This window comes from Pseudonocardia sp. TMWB2A, assembly GCF_017312135.1.
Map to the genome: position 1 here is coordinate 1,234,670 of NZ_QKQY01000001.1, position 16,625 is coordinate 1,251,294.

At 60.4% G+C, this 16,625-nt stretch carries 15 protein-coding genes; 3 read left to right on the forward strand and 12 right to left on the reverse strand.

Translation table 11 applies throughout. The features are described 5' to 3' along the window. Positions 1 to 106: 106 nt before the first annotated feature. The gene (locus tag DMP17_RS05745) at positions 107 to 364 is read left to right on the forward strand and encodes an ATP synthase F1 subunit epsilon (protein ID WP_337828104.1); all 258 of its coding nucleotides are present in this window, start codon (positions 107 to 109) and stop codon (positions 362 to 364) included. Positions 365 to 466: 102 nt separating this feature from the next. Here the strand turns inward: DMP17_RS05745 and DMP17_RS05750 are convergent, their stop codons facing one another. Further along, the gene (locus DMP17_RS05750; protein ID WP_337828105.1) at positions 467 to 979 is read right to left on the reverse strand and encodes a DUF6265 family protein; all 513 of its coding nucleotides are present in this window, start codon (positions 977 to 979) and stop codon (positions 467 to 469) included. A 175-nt stretch (positions 980 to 1,154) separates the two neighbouring features. Between DMP17_RS05750 and DMP17_RS05755 the strand changes: the two genes are divergently transcribed. Next, the gene (locus tag DMP17_RS05755) at positions 1,155 to 2,702 is read left to right on the forward strand and encodes a CpaF family protein (protein ID WP_337828106.1); all 1,548 of its coding nucleotides are present in this window, start codon (positions 1,155 to 1,157) and stop codon (positions 2,700 to 2,702) included. An 18-nt stretch (positions 2,703 to 2,720) separates the two neighbouring features. On the opposite strand, the gene DMP17_RS05760 is transcribed toward DMP17_RS05755, so the two are convergent. The 10 genes from DMP17_RS05760 to DMP17_RS05805 all read right to left on the reverse strand — a co-directional run bounded on the left by DMP17_RS05760 (position 2,721) and on the right by DMP17_RS05805 (position 13,982). After that, positions 2,721 to 3,536: an alpha/beta hydrolase family protein gene (locus tag DMP17_RS05760; RefSeq protein ID WP_337828107.1), complete on the reverse strand. Its 816-nt coding sequence runs from the start codon at positions 3,534 to 3,536 to the stop codon at positions 2,721 to 2,723. 211 nt (positions 3,537 to 3,747) lie between these two features. Continuing rightward, positions 3,748 to 4,359 (reverse strand): hypothetical protein, encoded by a 612-nt coding sequence (locus tag DMP17_RS05765; RefSeq protein ID WP_337828108.1) that lies wholly within the window; start codon positions 4,357 to 4,359, stop codon positions 3,748 to 3,750. A 106-nt stretch (positions 4,360 to 4,465) separates the two neighbouring features. Continuing rightward, entirely contained in the window at positions 4,466 to 4,825 is a 360-nt protein-coding gene (locus DMP17_RS05770) for a PaaI family thioesterase (RefSeq protein ID WP_337828109.1), read from the reverse strand. Positions 4,826 to 4,914: 89 nt separating this feature from the next. Continuing rightward, positions 4,915 to 6,294 carry a bifunctional UDP-N-acetylglucosamine diphosphorylase/glucosamine-1-phosphate N-acetyltransferase GlmU gene (gene glmU / locus DMP17_RS05775; protein ID WP_337828110.1) on the reverse strand — a complete coding sequence of 460 codons (1,380 nt, stop codon included), beginning with the start codon at positions 6,292 to 6,294 and terminating at the stop codon, positions 4,915 to 4,917. A gap of 66 nt (positions 6,295 to 6,360) precedes the next feature. Then, positions 6,361 to 7,605, reverse strand: a complete 1,245-nt coding sequence (locus tag DMP17_RS05780; RefSeq protein WP_337828111.1) for a nucleotidyltransferase domain-containing protein — start codon at positions 7,603 to 7,605, stop codon at positions 6,361 to 6,363. Continuing rightward, positions 7,602 to 8,453 carry an HprK-related kinase A gene (locus DMP17_RS05785; RefSeq protein WP_337828112.1) on the reverse strand — a complete coding sequence of 284 codons (852 nt, stop codon included), beginning with the start codon at positions 8,451 to 8,453 and terminating at the stop codon, positions 7,602 to 7,604. Before DMP17_RS05785 ends, DMP17_RS05780 begins: the two co-directional genes overlap by 4 nt. 8 nt (positions 8,454 to 8,461) lie before the next feature. After that, positions 8,462 to 8,803 carry an HPr-rel-A system PqqD family peptide chaperone gene (locus tag DMP17_RS05790; protein ID WP_337828113.1) on the reverse strand — a complete coding sequence of 114 codons (342 nt, stop codon included), beginning with the start codon at positions 8,801 to 8,803 and terminating at the stop codon, positions 8,462 to 8,464. A gap of 32 nt (positions 8,804 to 8,835) precedes the next feature. Beyond that, positions 8,836 to 9,366: a hypothetical protein gene (locus tag DMP17_RS05795; protein WP_337828114.1), complete on the reverse strand. Its 531-nt coding sequence runs from the start codon at positions 9,364 to 9,366 to the stop codon at positions 8,836 to 8,838. Positions 9,367 to 9,855: 489 nt separating this feature from the next. Further along, positions 9,856 to 11,151, reverse strand: coding sequence for an OprO/OprP family phosphate-selective porin (locus tag DMP17_RS05800; RefSeq protein WP_337828115.1), 1,296 nt, complete (start codon positions 11,149 to 11,151; stop codon positions 9,856 to 9,858). A gap of 167 nt (positions 11,152 to 11,318) precedes the next feature. Then, a complete protein-coding gene (locus DMP17_RS05805) occupies positions 11,319 to 13,982 on the reverse strand; it encodes a TonB-dependent receptor (RefSeq protein WP_337828116.1) in 2,664 nt (887 codons plus the stop codon). A 28-nt stretch (positions 13,983 to 14,010) separates the two neighbouring features. On the opposite strand from DMP17_RS05805, the gene DMP17_RS05810 reads away from it, so the two are divergent. Beyond that, a complete protein-coding gene (locus DMP17_RS05810; RefSeq protein ID WP_337828117.1) occupies positions 14,011 to 14,919 on the forward strand; it encodes an SDR family NAD(P)-dependent oxidoreductase in 909 nt (302 codons plus the stop codon). A gap of 352 nt (positions 14,920 to 15,271) precedes the next feature. On the opposite strand, the gene DMP17_RS05815 is transcribed toward DMP17_RS05810, so the two are convergent. Next, positions 15,272 to 16,606, reverse strand: a complete 1,335-nt coding sequence (locus DMP17_RS05815) for an acetyl-CoA hydrolase/transferase family protein (RefSeq protein WP_337828118.1) — start codon at positions 16,604 to 16,606, stop codon at positions 15,272 to 15,274. Positions 16,607 to 16,625 lie beyond the last annotated feature (19 nt).

The following is a 16,625-nucleotide window of genomic DNA, read 5'->3' on the forward strand; positions in this document are numbered from 1 at the left end:
CATCTATTCCCCTCCCGCCTGCGGGAGGGGTTAGGGGTGGGCTTGGCCCGCTCCGCAAACAGACCCACCCCCTGCCCCTCCCGCAAGCGGGAGGGGGGAGAAGAAAATGGCCCTGAATTTTGAACTCGTAACCCCGGAAAAGCTGGTCCGTTCGGACAGCGTCCATATGGTTGTTGTGCCCGGCACCGAAGGCGATTTCGGCGTGCTGGAAGGCCATGCGCCGTTCATGTCGACCATCCGCGACGGCGAGCTGCAAATCTATCTGACCGACAAGGGCACGCCCGAAATCATCCGCATCGAAGGCGGCTTTGCCGAGGTCAATGAAAAGGGCCTCACCGTCCTTGCCGAGCGCGTTATCAACTGACCGGCTTTAGGCCCGATCACACACAAGCAAGGGGCCGTTTTGGCCCCTTTTTTGTTGCGCTCGCTTGGGAGGATTGCCCATTTGGTGATGCCTATCCCGATTTCAGTGCGTTTCCTTGATCCGCTGCATCGTCCATCCATGCGCCTTGCTGCCGTCCGCCAGCGAAATTTCGGCCTTGAGCAGTGCGCCGTCGCGCCAATAGCGGATGCGCTGCGGATAATCATGCGCCTTATTTTCAAAGATGATGGCGGTCGCGGATTGGCTTACAACCGTAAATTCGCTCGCCGGAGCGCCGCGCGGCATCGCATAAAAAGCAAGTTTGCCATCTTTGTTTGGCCTGATTTGCGTCGCCTCCCACATAGCAAGCCGCGTGCCCGTGCCATTGCGCGCAACCCCCAGCATGATGCCCCCGCGCGCCGCCGTCCAATATTCTTCGGACCACGCCGCGCCCTTTTCCTCGATCCATGATCCCGCCATCCAGTCCGGAAACTGCACCGCCGCTTCCGCGACTGGCTCCGGTGTCGCCCGTTCCTGCGCAAACGCCAAACCGCCAGCGCCGAGCGCCAAGGCCGCACCCGCCGCTACCCCCACAACCCTTTTCGCTGCTATCCGCATCCTTCTCCCCTTCCCTTCCCTTCCCTTCCCTTCCCTTCCCTTCCCTTGCCACTCCGCCATCATAACAAAATCAGCGGCATTAGGAACTTGTCAAAGTTTACCCGCTATTCACCAAGCCCGATAAGGTGTTGGTTGGATTATACCGGCCAGAAAATAGCGTAACGGGGTTGATGTGATGAGTGCATTTGGACGCAAACCTGGACTTGGCGGCACGCGCCCGGCCTTTGGTGTCGCAAAACCGATGCAGGCAGGCAGCGCGCCGGTTGCTGGCGCCCAGCGGGCCATGCCTTCCGTCCCCGCCTCTGCGCTGGGCGGTGACCAGTTCCCGCCGCTTGATTCGGTCCCGCTCCCCGGCGCGGAACATGCCGCCGCCAATGTCACGCCGCAACAGGAGGATGCGCTCACCCGCCTCGCCCAACGCGCTTCGGCCGAACATTTGGAGCCGGAAAAGCCGCAAGGTTTTGAAGCATCGGTCCACAAAATCAAAGAGCAGGTGTTGCCGCGCCTGCTCGAACGGGTCGACCCCGAGGCCGCCGCCACACTCAACAAGGAAGAACTGACCGAAGAATTCCGCCCGATCATCATGGAAGTGCTGGCGGAGCTTAAATTCACCCTCAACCGCCGCGAGCAATTTGCGCTCGAAAAAGTGCTAGTCGATGAACTGCTCGGCTTTGGTCCGCTCGAAGAATTGCTCAATGATCCGGATATTTCTGACATCATGGTCAATGGTCCCGAACAAACCTATATCGAAAAAAAGGGCAAGCTCCAGATTGCCCCGATCCAGTTTCGTGACGAAGAGCATCTGTTCCAGATTGCGCAACGCATCTGTAACCAGGTCGGCCGCCGCGTCGACCAGACCACCCCGCTTGCCGACGCCCGTTTGAAGGATGGCAGCCGTGTGAACGTGATTGTGCCGCCTTTGTCTTTGCGCGGCACCGCGATTTCCATCCGTAAGTTTTCGGCCAAGCCGATCACGCTCGACATGCTCAAAGGCTTTGGCGCGATGAGCGAGAAAATGTGCACCGCGCTTAAAATTGCGGGTGCGTGCCGGTTCAATATCGTCATTTCGGGCGGCACGGGTTCGGGTAAAACCACCATGCTCAACGCGCTGTCCAAGATGATTGATCCGGGCGAGCGCGTGCTTACCATCGAGGATGCGGCGGAATTGCGCTTGCAGCAGCCGCACTGGTTGCCGCTCGAAACCCGCCCGCCTAACCTTGAAGGCCAAGGCGCGATTACCATTGGTGACCTTGTGAAAAACGCGCTGCGTATGCGTCCCGACCGCATCATCCTCGGCGAAATTCGCGGGAGCGAGTGTTTCGACCTGCTCGCCGCGATGAATACGGGCCACGATGGCTCCATGTGTACGCTCCACGCCAACTCCCCGCGTGAATGTCTGGGCCGTATGGAAAATATGATCCTGATGGGCGACATTAAAATCCCCAAAGAAGCCATTTCGCGCCAGATTGCGGAATCGGTCGACCTTATCGTTCAGGTCAAGCGCCTGCGCGACGGTTCGCGCCGTGTCACCAACGTCACCGAAGTCATCGGCATGGAAGGCGAGGTCATCGTGACGCAGGAATTGTTCAAATTCGAATATCTCGACGAAAGCCCCGACGGCAAAATCATCGGCGAATATCGCTCGCAAGGCTTGCGTCCCTATACGCTGGAAAAAGCGCGTATGTTCGGGTTCGACCAACCCTTTCTGGAAGCCTGTCTGTAAAACGCCGGATAAACGGGGTTACCCGCACGCATGCGCCAATGCCGCCGCTTCCACCTTATCGGCCACAATCGCAGCGGCGATTTTCTTGCTCACAGGGGTAAGCACCGAAAAATGGTCGCAACCGGACGCGGTGATAAAATGGACGTTTCCATTATTATTGCGGCGCTCCATATCGCGCAGATCGTCGATATTGCCGCCGGTGCCTTCGATAATATAGGTCGGCATAGTGATCGCATGGAGCCAGCGATAGGGCTGGCGCAAGCGCAGCGCAGCTTGATTATCGGGCGCAATCGGCAAGGGGATGGCGTCGCCATAGACGGCCGGGTCCGCGACCGGGCCAAATGCGAACACGCCTTGCCACGGGCCGCCATATTCCGCCGCGAGCAAGGCGAGCGTCCCGCCGCTACTATGCCCGCCAAGATAGATGCGTTGCGGGTCGACGCCGGGCTGTTGCTTCAGCCAGTTTGCCGCCGCGACCAGATCATCGACCTCTCCATAAAAGCCCTCGCCCTCGCCCGGATTGCCGTTCAATCCGCGCAAGGAGGGATAGAATACCATCAGCCCCGCATCGCGGAACGCCTTGGCGCTCTGGTCATTATCGGCTGGTTGCGGCGACCATACATTGCCGAGCGACAAATCCCCGCCCGTCACCCATACTATGGCGGGCCGCTTGGTCCCCTCCGCAGGCGCGGGCGTCAGATAGCCGCTGGTTTCGCCCTTGGGCGCAGGGTAGCGCACCAGTTTAAGTATATCGGGCGGCGGCACGGGCGCGGCTCCGATTTGCCGCTTAGCCCCGACCAGCGCCGCATCCTGACCCTGCCGCGCTTCGGCCAAGCTGCGCGTTTCGGGCGGTTCGGACGAACAGGCCGCAAGCGCCAATAATGCCGCGGCAAAGGCCAGGTTTTTCCTATAGCTTTTCCTATATGCTGTCCGCTTCATCATTTTTCCTTCAAAGCTTGCGCGCGCGCATTTTATGCCCGCAAAACCACATCAAACCATTCGCACGCAATTTCCAGATCATCGTCAACCGCCAACCGCTAACCGTTCAGCGCAGCTCGCCCACATCGACGAATAAATCGTCGGCCATCGGGATATAGCGTTCGGCAGGGCCCGTTTGCACAGGGGTCAGATCCGCGCCGGTGCAGGCATGGGCGGCGATGATGCGCCCGCTGCGGGTCACCACCAGCCCGTCGCTAATCGCCGGATTATTCGGTTCGCCTTCGGTGAAATTGGTGCGCACGACGCGGCTGAACATGGTGTAGCCGATATTCCCGCGCGCAAAGTTTAATTGCTGCTCGCCGCCGCCCGAATAGATGGCGCTCGCATAGGAAAGCCGCCCCTGCTCAGGGGTTGACGGCCACACAAGTTCGGGTGCCTTGCCCTTGGCGCCATAGCGATATTGGGCAAAGCGTGCGCCTTGTCCGTCCCGCGCCACGCATACCGCCACCTGTTTGCCATTGCGCAAACGACAGGCAAAAATCACCGCCTCCCCCGTAGCGCAGCCTGCCGCCTGTTCCTGTGCGGAGGTGGTGGCGGAATCAGACGCAGACTTGGCCGCAACCGTTGCAAAAGCCCTGTCCGACAATGCAAAGCCGCCCGCCAGCAACAGCGCCGCCGCTGCCCCCGATAGCATGATCCCCATAGCTGTCCGCGTCATCGCCGTTCTCCCATTGCTGTTCCGGCCTGTTGCTGTTCCGGCCCCTACCCGCCCGTTTTCTATTCGACTAATTCCCATGCAAAGCCCTCGCCGCCGATACGCGCCGCTACCCCGCCGGAATGGCATAGGTCACAATCGCCTGCCCGACCGGCCCCGTGACGCTCTCGACATAGAGCCGCACATCGACCACCGCCTGACGCTTGCCCAGTTTCACGAGGCTTGCCGCCGCGCACGCCGGCTCGTGCGGACATGGACGCAAAAACTGGTAGTTCAGCGCCGATGTCACCGCCATCGCGACCTCGCCGATATGCGCCAATATGACAGCATAGGCCGCCACATCGGTCAGCCCCATCAATGTCGGCCCCGACACAATCCCGCCGGGCCGCAAATGCCGCGCCCCCGGCTCCATGCGGACAACAGCCTCCCCCGGCACAACCCGCTCGACCACCCCCCGTTCGACCTCCACTGTTTGCGGAAAAGCGCGCGCAAGAAAGGCATTGAGGGCGGGCGCGTCGAGGAGGGGGGTGTGGGTGGGCGTGGCCGCCGGATTTAGTGTCACTTCCCCGCCTTTTTCGCTGCCATAAGGGTGCGGAATTTCGTGGCCCAGCCGGGTTTTTCTTCCTGCGGCGGGCGGACGAGGGCGAGGGCGCCTGCGGATACGTCTTTGGTGAGCGTGCTGCCTGCGCCGACAATCGCGCCTGCGCCGATGCTCACCGGAGCAACCAGCGCCGAATTGGAGCCGATAAACGCCCCTTCGCCGATCACCGTCTTATATTTGAAAAAGCCGTCATAATTGCAGGTAATCGTACCCGCGCCGATATTCGCGCCCGCGCCGACCTCGGCATCTCCGATATAGGAAAGATGGTTGACCTTCGCGCCTGCGCCCAGCACCGCTTTCTTCATCTCGACGAAATTGCCGACCTTGGCTTTTGCGCCAATCTGCGCGCCGGGGCGCAGCCGCGCATAGGGGCCGACTTCGGCAAATTCGCCGACATTAGCGCCTTCTAGATGCGAAAAGCTGCGGATATTAGCGCCTTGCCCCACCCTCACGCCGGGGCCGAACACGACGTTCGGCTCGATCCGTACATCGCGTTCAATCCGGGTATCATGGCTGAACCACACGGTTTCGGGCGCAACAAGGCTCACCCCGTCCGCCATTGCGGCGGCGCGGCGGCGTTGCTGCCAGCCCGCCTCAAGTCCCGCCAGTTCCGCGCGGCTGTTAACGCCGGTCACATCGAAGGGATCGGTCTTGACCACCGCCGACGCGCGGCCATCATCGCGCGCAATATTGACGATATCGACCAGATAATATTCGCCCGCGGCATTATCATTGGTGACGCGCGCCAACAGCCCGAACAAATCCTTGGCCTTGGCCGCCATAAGCCCGCTATTACAAAGCCTTGTCAGCCGTTCTTCCGCGCTCGCATCCTTATGCTCGACCATCTTTTCGATTAGCCCCGCGTCATCGGCAATCACGCGGCCATAAGAAAGCGTGTCATCGGGCTCAAACCCTAGCACAACGACCGCAGGGGCATCATCGGCGTGCAGCCGCGCGACCATCGCCTGCATGGTTTCGGCGGGGACCAGCGGCACATCGCCATAGAGGATCAATATGTCGCCATCGGGATGCGCCGCAACAAAATCGGTGAGCGCGCTTTCGGCCTGTTGCACCGCATGGCCGGTGCCATGTTGCGGGTCTTGCACCGCAATCGAGACAGGCCGCCCCGCAACCGCCGCTTCCACTTGCTCGCGGCCCTTACCGACCACCACAACCGATTGCGCCGCGCCCAAAGTCGCGACCGTATCGAGCAGATGGAGCAGCATCGGCTTGCCCGCAATCGGGTGGAGAACCTTGTGCAAATCCGATTTCATGCGCGTGCCTTGTCCGGCAGCAAGGATGATCGCGGCAAGCGGGGGATGGCTGGTGCTGGTCATAAAAGCCCTGAAATGAATGAAAGGTCGCCCCGCCCTTTGCCACGGCTTGACGCGCGATGCCAGCCGCTATTGCGCCGTACCCTTACGCCATTTGGTCCATAAATGGCGCGCGAGCATGAGGGGCGGCATCCGCAGCCAATGCGAGCGGGTATAAAAGCCGAGCCGCAAAAATTTGTGCGTCTCCTGCCCCCAGCCATTGCGCGCAAGCAGGCGGCGGAGCAGCGCACGGTCGAACCGGTCAAGCGCCTGCCATTCGGGCGAAATAACAGTGCCATAAAGATGCGCCGCCAGTCGCGCTGCCCGGCGGACGGGCGCGGCCAATCCATGATGGGCAGCACGGGCTTCGAGGGCCGAAAATATATGAGGGGTGTCTGGTAATTCACTGATAAGACAATGAATGTCCCATAGGTTGCGCAAACCGCCCTGCAAATCCCCGTCGGCCAGCAGATGCGCCGCTGCATGGCAAATCCGGTCGTTGGGGGAGAGGATGTAGAGAGGTGCGCTCTCACCCTCCCGCTCCTTTAAGTCCCCCTCCCATTTATGGGAGGGGTTAGGGGAGGGCCTGTCATCTAACGCGGCTTTTTCAACAGGCCCTCCCCCAGCCCCTCCCGCAAGCGGGAGGGGAGTTGAGGTAGCGCCACCAGTCCCCCTCCCGCCTGCGGATGTCTGCGCTCCATCAGCAACATCCCACACCCCTTCCACCTGTGCCAACATCCCCGCCGCATCCGGCGTCACCCGCGCGGTCAGGGGCAATATGGTATGGTGGACATCAATCATCCGGTCGCGGGTCGCGTGGATCATCGGGGGGAGTTCGTGCATCCATTGGCGGTAATAGGCATCGTCATAGGCATCTTCCTTGACCCACTCCCACCCCGCCGCGCGCAGCGCCTTTTCTGCCTCCGCCAGCCGGTCGCGCGGGACCAAAATGTCGAGGTCGCCAATCTGCCGCCCTTGCGAGGCCGCCAGATCCGCCGCCGCATAGGCCGTGCCTTTGAGCAGCACCGTCGCAATCCCCAAGGGCGCCAGCGCGCGGCGGCACATTTCGGCTTCCCATAAAGCGACGCGGCGGCCTTCCTCTGCGCTCGCACGATGGTCGGCAAGGCTGGCGGCAACCTCCTCCGGCACAGACGCAGACATAGCCGCATCCGCAACCCGCACCGCCAGCGTTCCGGCCAAAGCTTCGGCCCGCGCGATCGCCAGCACGCCGGTCCATTGTTCCGCCGTTACCGCTTCGGCCCGCGCCGGATCGCGCAGCAAGGCGACCAGCAGCGCCGCATCGTTGAGCGCCGCATCCTTAAGCGCCCCCGTCACGCCAGCTCCGCCCAAAGCTGTTCGACCATTTCCACCGCTTCCGCGCCCTGTTGATAGTCGATCGCGAGCGCCGGAACGTCGCCGACCAACGCGGTGAGGCAGCGGAACCCCGCCTCCCCCAGCGCGACATAATTGGTCGATGCTTGCGTCAGCCGCATGAAGGTTTCGGACGGCATCAGCCCGCGTATCTCGCGCGCAAAGCCATAGCGCGGGAACAGGATGAGCGCGGGCGTCGCGCCTTCGCCCATGCGCGCGACCGCATCGGTGCGCGGGCGCATATGGCGGATCGCGCCCTTGGGGGTGTGGGCGAGCAGCGGCCCGAACCGGTCGGCGGCAACCTCCGCCTCCATCGCCGCAATCGCTTCATTTTTTAAGCTGACCGCGCGCGGGAAGGCAAAAGCCTGCCCGCTGTCCGGCGCGACCAGCGTAAATTCATCGCCCATCAGCCGCCAGCCGCGCTCGCCGAGCATCGCCGCTAGTGTCGATTTGCCGCTACCGCTTTCGCCGGTCATGATGAGCGCGCGGCCATCACGCTCGACCGCGCTGGCATGGAGCAGCATATGCCGCCGCCAGCCGAGCGCCATCTGCAAATTCATCGCCATTTCTGCGGCGAGCAGGCCATGTTCCAGCGCCAGCGGCAGAGCGTCGGCGATCATATAATCGGCGCGGATATGGACCGACGGGCGGATAAGCCGCCGCCAGGGCCGGTTGGCTTCCAGCCGCACGGTAAAATCGTCAAATTTTCCGGTGCCTTGCGGATAATCTTTATAAAGTTCTTTTAACTGCGCGATCGGCGCGGCCCAATCCGACCCGATACGGAACCGCGAAGGCCCCACCGCGAGCGACATTCTGTGCCTCATCGCACCATCTCGACCAGACCGAGTGCGGCCAATTCTTCGAGCCGCGCGGTGAGGCTGGCGGCATGGTCCGCGCCCTCCTCCAGTTCAAACTGCTTGGCTAATTCGGTAAGTAACGCATTGATAGTGCGTGGTGTTTCATCCATTAACGCCAGTAACTCCGGGACCGGACTTGCGACCAGATGAGTCTGTCCCGAACGCCGGTCGAACAAGGCGGACAGGCCATCGAGCGCCACAAGGGCATAATCATGGGGGTGCGGTCCTTTATAGAGCGGCGCGGCGCGGGGGCCGTCTTGCAGGCTGTCCGGCTTTGGATGGTCCGGCTTTTGGTGATCCGGCATGGGAATTTACACGCGCATAGGCCAGCCGGCCCTTAGCTGCGCGGCATCTGGATCGACGCGTAGCAGGTAAAGCCGCTCTGCCCCATTTGCAGCTTGCGGATATAATTTACATAAGCTTGGCTTTGGTCATAGGTGGTGCCGGGGAGCGAGCGTCCGGCCATCGCCTTTTTGACATCCTCGCCCTTGAACGGCTTGGGAAATGGCGGGAAAGCGCCCTTGGTGCCGGCAGGGACCAGCGACCCGTCGGCGGCAATATATTGGCCTGCGCGCGCGGGATCCGGCACCGGAATTTCGCAATTCATGATCGACACCGCCGTATTCGCAAAAGCAGGCTTGACGCTCACCACCATAGAAGCCGTGACCGCGCCCAGCGCCAGCATCTGCCGCCGCGACGGCACCGCCATCGGGCTCTTTAAGGAAGCATCAAGCAGCCCGTCCTGCCCTGCGGCGCTAAGGCCATGCTCTTGGCCTTGGTCTGGCCCTTGGTCATGCCCCTGCCCTGCGGACTCAAGGCCCTGCCCTTGGCCCTGCCCGTGATCATGATTGTCAGACATATCGCTCATACGCCCAGCCTTACCCCGAAACCGCCCGAACGCAAAGCCCGCTTTGCACCCAACCCCCACCAGTCCCGCATTGGAACAAAGGCGAGCGCAAGGGTGAAGGAGGGAGGAGATGATGGATGAGTGTGGAGAGTGAGAGGCGAGGCTGGCGTGGCGAAAAAAAAGCCCCTCCCCTTCAGGAGTGGACTGGGTTGGAGCGACACAAGAAAGCCCCTCCCCTTCAGGGGAGGGGTTGGGGTGGGGGCTGTCCGCATACACAACGCCAGACGGACAGACCCCACCCCACTCCGCCTAATTCCCCTTCACTTCGCTCCGGGTCATAAGGCTACGTAGGCCCCTCCCCTAAAGGAGGAGGGGCTAAGATTGCGCATTCCTTTTCCCCTTGAAGGATCGGGGGCTAAAGTTGCGCCTTCCTTTCCCTCTGAAGGACGAAGGCTGAGATTGCGCCTTTCTTCATCCTCCTAGAAGAGGATAAGCAGACGCCCCCCACCCTCAATAATGCAGTTGAAACCGGAACAACCATGTCTCCGCGCTATAATCCCGGTCGCCATCGGCTGCCGCAATCGCCGCATCTTCATAACGTGATTTTGCATAATTCATTGAAAAGGCTATATTATCTATCGGCGTCCAGACCAGCGAGCCGAGCAAGGCGCGTTGTTCGCCCCAATCGCTACCCCCCGGCGCTCCACTGGCAGAAAATCCTTTGCCTAGATCAAGATAGTCGTAGCGCGCATTAAGCTGGACCGCCCCGATTCCGCCGCTTCCCAGCGGGGCGGACGGTTTGACCGCGCCGAAATTGCCGCCCTTGTAACTGCGGCGGTCTTTGGTCAAAAACAGCCCGACTTCGGCATACCCGCCCCACATTTTGGGGTCGCGGTATAGCGCCCCGCTCGCAAGGTCGGGCCGCAGCCAATAGCCTTCCGCCACGCCATGCAAACGCCCGCGGATAAACGCCGCTTCCGCGCCGAAACCGGTCTCGCTTTTGACCTTGAGCGACGGGGTCGCGAGAAAGCGGGTGCCGATTGTGCGGGTATAGGGCCGCGCCCTGTAGCGGTGCCCGGCATCGGCAAAATCATTGCGATCCCGCCAGCTTGCCGAGGCGGCGAGATGCAGTTGCGTGTCCCCCGCCTTGGGTGCCCAAATCAAGCGGCCGTTAAGACCAAGGCTGTTCGTCTTGGCATCGTTAAGTGCCACCAGCGCATCGGTCGAAACCCCGGCCTGTGCCAGAAAATCGCCCTTCTTGACCGTCGCCGTCAGCCCCGTCCGTCGCCCGAAACCGAAGGCTTCGACAAAGGCCGCGCGCTCGGCAAAACCGAGGTGGAGGTCGCTGGTCATATCGTCGATCGACTGGAAGACTTTCTGCTGCCCCGCCGTCAGCGTCACGCCGCCCGTTTCATAGCTTAGATAAAGGTCGGTAAATTCCGGCTGGTCACCCGACAGGTCAAGCTCGACCCGGCTCGACAGCCCGCCGCCAAATTTGGCATCAACGCCCAGATAAGCCCGGCGCAGCACATCATTCCAGCCGCGCTCCGGCATTGCGACATTGGCCGGAACCGACACTTTACCGACATCATAATGCACCCGCCAGCGCGGTTTCAGTGGAAAGCCGCCATCGTCTTTTTGCGGCTTGGCTTGGGCCTTTTCCGCATCCGTCCCCTCCCCGCTTTCGGGCGCATCTTGCGCGGCCTCTTCGGGCGTCGCAGCTATCGCCGCTGGCGCGGGCAAGACCCAAAGCGCGGCAGCCATGCCGGTCAGGAGAGCGGGAGCAAAGCGGGGCGCGGCCAGCATTGTCATACCTTTCGGAAAAAAAGCGTCACAGGGGGGATTGCCCGCCCCTATGGCGATTTATCGGCTGTCTGACAATATTCCGTCACAAAATGGCAAAGCCGCGGTCACGATTCCGTGAGGAACCGGCCGCGGCTTTTTCCGATATTAAAAGGCGTTATCCGCCAGTTTTAGAATTTCAGCGTCGCTTCCAGACCCATGGTGCGCGGCGTGTTGAAGTTCGCATAATCGCCAAGCACCGCACCGTTCGCGTTCGAGCGGCGATAGATATGCTGCTCGTTGAACAGGTTGCGCGCCCAAGCCGAGATGGTGAGGCCGGTCGTGTCGTTCATCACGATATTGGCAAGCGAAAGGCGACCGTTCACGATGAAGCTCTTTTCGGCCTTCACATCTTCATTATCGAACGAATAAGCGGGGCTCGAATAGTTGGCATCAAGGTGGAACTGGACCGCAGTGTCGCCGCTGCCGATCGGCACTTCATAGTCGATATTGCCCGAAAGCGCGTGCTTGGGGGTATAGACGATGAACACCTTCTGCCACACTTCACCAGTAATCGGCGGATTGCGCTTGGCATTTTCCGCTTCCTGCACGGTGTTGCGCGCCAGCGGCATATCGACATGGGTATAAGCGTAAGACGCACCCAAGGTCAGGCCCTGCACCGGATTGACGGTGAGGTCCGCTTCAATGCCGCGGATCTTGGTGGTGCCATCAGCGTTCACGGTTTCGAGCGTGTTACGGACATTGTTGGTCAGCGGATCAAGGATGTAGAAGTTGAAATCGACCTGACTGTCCTTGCGGTTCATGATGTAACCGGCAAGGTTGAAACGCACCTTGCGGTCGAACATTTCCGACTTCAGGCCCAGCTCATACGACTTCACCGATTCCGGATCGAACGAGCGATAGTTGAGCGAGCGCGAGCTTGCGCCGCCTGCACGATAGCCGGTCGCATATTTGGCATAAATATGCACGCCATCGGTCGGTTCGAACGCTGCGGTAATCAGCGGGTCGAAGCGGCTATTTTTCTGAACGAACGAGAAATCCGCCGGTTTACCGTTGATGATATAAAGATCACCATGCTTCTTATCCTTCGTCCAACGCCCACCCAAGGTCAGGTGGAAATTGTCGAAGCTCGAAGGCGTCCAGGTGGCCTGACCATAAGCGGCATAGCTTTTGGCATAAGCGATACTGGCGCGCGCAACGGTTGCAAGCGGGTAGGTCAACGGGTCGACAATCGAGTAAGCCGTGCCATCCAGATTCCACTTATTGGTATTGGGCGTTTTGGCTTCGTCATTGGCGCGTTCATTGAAATAATAGAGGCCAAGGACATAGTCGATGTCGGAAAAGCCGCCGACAGCCTGGAATTCCTGACTGAACTGGCGCTGGTCCAGTTTCGACAGGCTGTAACGGCTGAACGTGCCATTGGGAGCGAAAGCAGGCGTGCGGTTCGCGCCGCCGCTATTGTCCCATTGCGCGTCATTCACTGTGCGCCAAGCGGTGATCGAGCGCAGTTCGAGGCTGGACGCGACCTTATATTTGATGATGCTCGACACGCCGAAAGTTTTGCCGACGCTCGGCTGTTGCGGAACACCGATGTCGGCGACCTTCTGGCGTTCCGGATGCACACCGACAATCGACGGCAACGGCGCAATGCAACGATTTTTATCGTCACACTTGGCACCGTTTGACGTCAACACATATTTGGTAACCCCATCTGTGGTTTGCGGAACATAATGTCCGATCGGCAGATTGCGCGGATTATAGTTGATGAGCTGGCTGTAAATCGGCGTATTTTCGTCACGGCCAAGGTCAACCGCAAAATCGGCGGTGAGGCCATCGACCGGACGGACGCGCGCGGAAATGCGGCCACCATAGCGGTGGAAGCTGTTCCAGCCTTCTTGGCCTTCCATCGGGTTTTTGGTGGTGGCTTCCTGATGCTGGATCGCGCCGTCAAGCTTGAACGAAATGCCGGCAAATTCGGGAAGGTCAAGATGGACCTGGCTGTTATACGCGCCATAATTGCCGAAGCCAGCCGATACACGACCGCCAAATTCGCCGGTCGGCGCGCGGCTCACAATATTGACCGCGCCACCTTCGGTGTTACGCCCGAACAGCGTGCCTTGCGGGCCTTTCAGGACTTCGATGCGTTCCACATCGAGCAAGCCTGCATTAAGGCCGTGCTGGCGACCAAGATAGATGCCGTCAATATAAACGCCGACGCCCTGTTCGCGCGCAGGCTGGTTGGCGTCGCCCGGGACGATACCGCGCATACCAACGGTCAAAGCCGACTGGCGCGATTCAAAGGTAGCAACGCGAAGGCTCGGAATAGCGCCGTCGCCAAGGTCGCCAAGGCTCTGCACGTGGCGTTTCTTGATTTCCTCGTCATTCATAACGGCGATCGAGATCGGCGTTTTCTGGAGGTTGGTTTCGCGCTTGGTCGCGGTCACGACAATTTCGGTCAGACCGTCCTGCGTGCTTTGGTCTTCGGCAACCGGTGCGGCGGCGGCCACATCGGCAGGCGCCTCTACGGTGGTGTTAGCTTGGACTGAAAACGGGAGCGCGCCGAACAGCACGGTCCCTGCCAGAAGCAGGCTTTTGGTACGCATCTCTTTGATTCCCCTTAATGGTGATTCTGTTGTGTGATGCGCCGCCCCTAGGCCTCCAAGATGACCGTTTAACTGCGATTCGATGACAGTATGGCGATGTTTGCGTGACAAGATTGTTACATCGGTCCTGTAGCTGTCATGATTGCCCTTACGGGAACGTAAGGGCATATGCGCAAAGCCCGCTGCACCCTTGCGCTGCAGCGCAACATGCCGCATCACTTGCGCCATCATTTTTCAAATTCAACGAAGGGTTCCTGCTATGTCGATAAGCTTCAAAGATCAGGTCGCAATCGTAACCGGAGCGGGCGGAGGACTTGGCCGCACCTATGCGCTCGAACTCGCCAAGCGCGGCGCAAAGGTCGTCGTCAATGACCTTGGCGGTTCGCGCGACGGCACCGGCCATAGTGATGCTGCGCTGAAGGTTGTGGAAGAAATCAAGGCCGCTGGCGGCGAGGCGATGTCCAACGGGGGGAATGTCGCAGAATATGAACAGATGGTCGAAATGGTCGCCAAAGCGAAGGAAGCATGGGGCGGCGTCCATGTGCTTATCAACAATGCGGGCATCTTGCGCGACAAGAGCTTTTCCAAGATGGAAATGGCCGATTTCGACCTTGTGGTGCAGGTTCACCTGATGGGCTCGGCCAATTGCACCAAGGCCGTGTGGGAAACCATGCGCGAGCAAAATTATGGCCGCATCCTGATGACCGCATCATCGACCGGTCTATTCGGCAATTTCGGTCAGGCCAATTATGGCGCGGCCAAGCTTGGCCTCGCCGGGCTTACCAAGACGCTCGCGATTGAAGGCGCGAAGAATAATATCAAGGTCAACACGCTTGCACCGGTTGCGGGCACGCGCATGACCGAAGATCTGGGGATGCCGGAAGCTTTCTTCCAAGCCTTGGCTCCTGAAAATGTGACACCCGCCGCTGTCTATCTGGTGAGCGAAGACGCACCGACCAATATGATCGTTGGCGCAGGCGCGGGGGTCTATCAGGCTTCTTATATCACGCTGACCCCCGGCGTTGCGCTGAAGCCCGAAGACCGCACCGCCGAAGGCATTGCGGCCAATTGGGACAAGATTACCGACCGCAATGGTGAAACCATTCCCCAATCGGGCGCGGAACAGTCGATGGCGATCATGGCGCAGTTGCAAAAACTCGCAGGCTAATCCCGGTCCCTAATCGGTATAATGAAAAAACCGTTCAGATCAGCGTATCCGGACGGTTTTTTTGTGGTCGGCTTATTCGGGAGGCCGCTCATCCACCTTCCCTAACGTCATTTATTGCCGTCGCCATCGTGCAAAAATCTGCGTTCCACCCTGTCACAAGCCTGTCATCTGCGCCCGCTTTATGGGCCGCGAAAGCGATTCGGCTGGCGGCTTCCTCTCCCCCCTGATTCTGCGGTCGGCAAGCTTTCACGGTCCCTTACTTGGTCATGGATGCAGTCCCCCCGCATCCATGACCTTTTTCTTTCAAGGGTCACGGGCGAGCGGCGCGCCTGTCATGCAACCGCAATACCCGTCACGCAACCGCCACAAGCATGTCGCCGAAACGGGCATGGGCCTCGCGCTCCAATACCTCGCGGAAATCGGGATGGGCAATGCCGATGAGTGCGCGGGCGCGCTCCTTAAGCGTCTTGCCGCGCATATTCACCACGCCATATTCGGTTGCGATATATTGCACATCGGTGCGCGGGGTTGTCACCGGGCCGCCAAGATGCGGCACGATGCGCGACACTTTGCCGCCCGCTGCGGTCGAATGGCAGGCGATAATCGACTTGCCGCCGTGCGAGGCCGATGCGCCGCGCACAAAGTCCAACTGGCCGCCAATACCGCTATATTGCCGCCCGCCGACATGTTCGGAATTGCACGCGCCTTCAAGGTCTATTTCGATGGTCGCATTGACCGACACCATGCGCGCATTGGCCGCGATGGTGTGCGGGTCGTTCACATATTCGACCGGATAAGCTTCAAACGCCGGATTATCGTCGAGATAGGCATAAAAATCCCGGTCGCCCATCGCGAAGGTGAACACCGACACATCCTTATGATTGGCCTTGCGGCTATTATCGACGACGCCCGCGCGCACCAGCTTGACAAGACCGGGGGTCAGCAATTCGGTGTGGATGCCCAGATGCTTGCGATCCATCAGCGCCGCGCATACCGCGTCCGGAACCGCGCCAATGCCCATTTGCAGGCACGCGCCATCCTCCACCATATCGGCGACCAAGCGGCCGATGGCTTCATCTTCGGGGCGGATTTGCGCCGAGGGCAGCTCGACCAGCGGCGCATGGTTTTCCACCACCGCCGTCACGCGCTCCAGCGGCACATGGCAATTCCCGCCAACCCGCGGCAAGGCAGGATTTACCTCCAAAATCACCATCGGCGCACTATGCGCGAGCGCGTGGATATAGTCGGTATCGATGCTGAGGCTGAAATTGCCATGCTCGTCCATCGGCGCAACGGTCGTCACCACCACATCCACCCCCACATCATCGCGCAGCATGGCGGGGACTCGGCAAAAAGCGGTCGGGATGAAGTCCATCGGCGCACGCCCCAAAGCGGCAAGCGCCTTGTCGAGCGCGCGGTCGGGTCCGGCATGGAACAGGCTCACCGCGCGTAAGCGGTCCTGGATGTCCGGGTCCAATATCGCCGCGCCATTGCTGCTCGCAAGGAGATAGTAAAGCGACACATCGCGCACGCCCCCTGCCCGCGCACGGTCGGCAAGCGCGCCCAAAAGCGCGGGCGGCTGGGCAAAGCCAAGGCCGGTCGCTACCTTCGCGCCCGAAGGAATAAGCGCCGCAGCCTCCGCCGCCGTCATGCGTTTTGCCGCATAGCCTTGCTTCAGATCCGACACAGTCCATCTCCTTTTTATG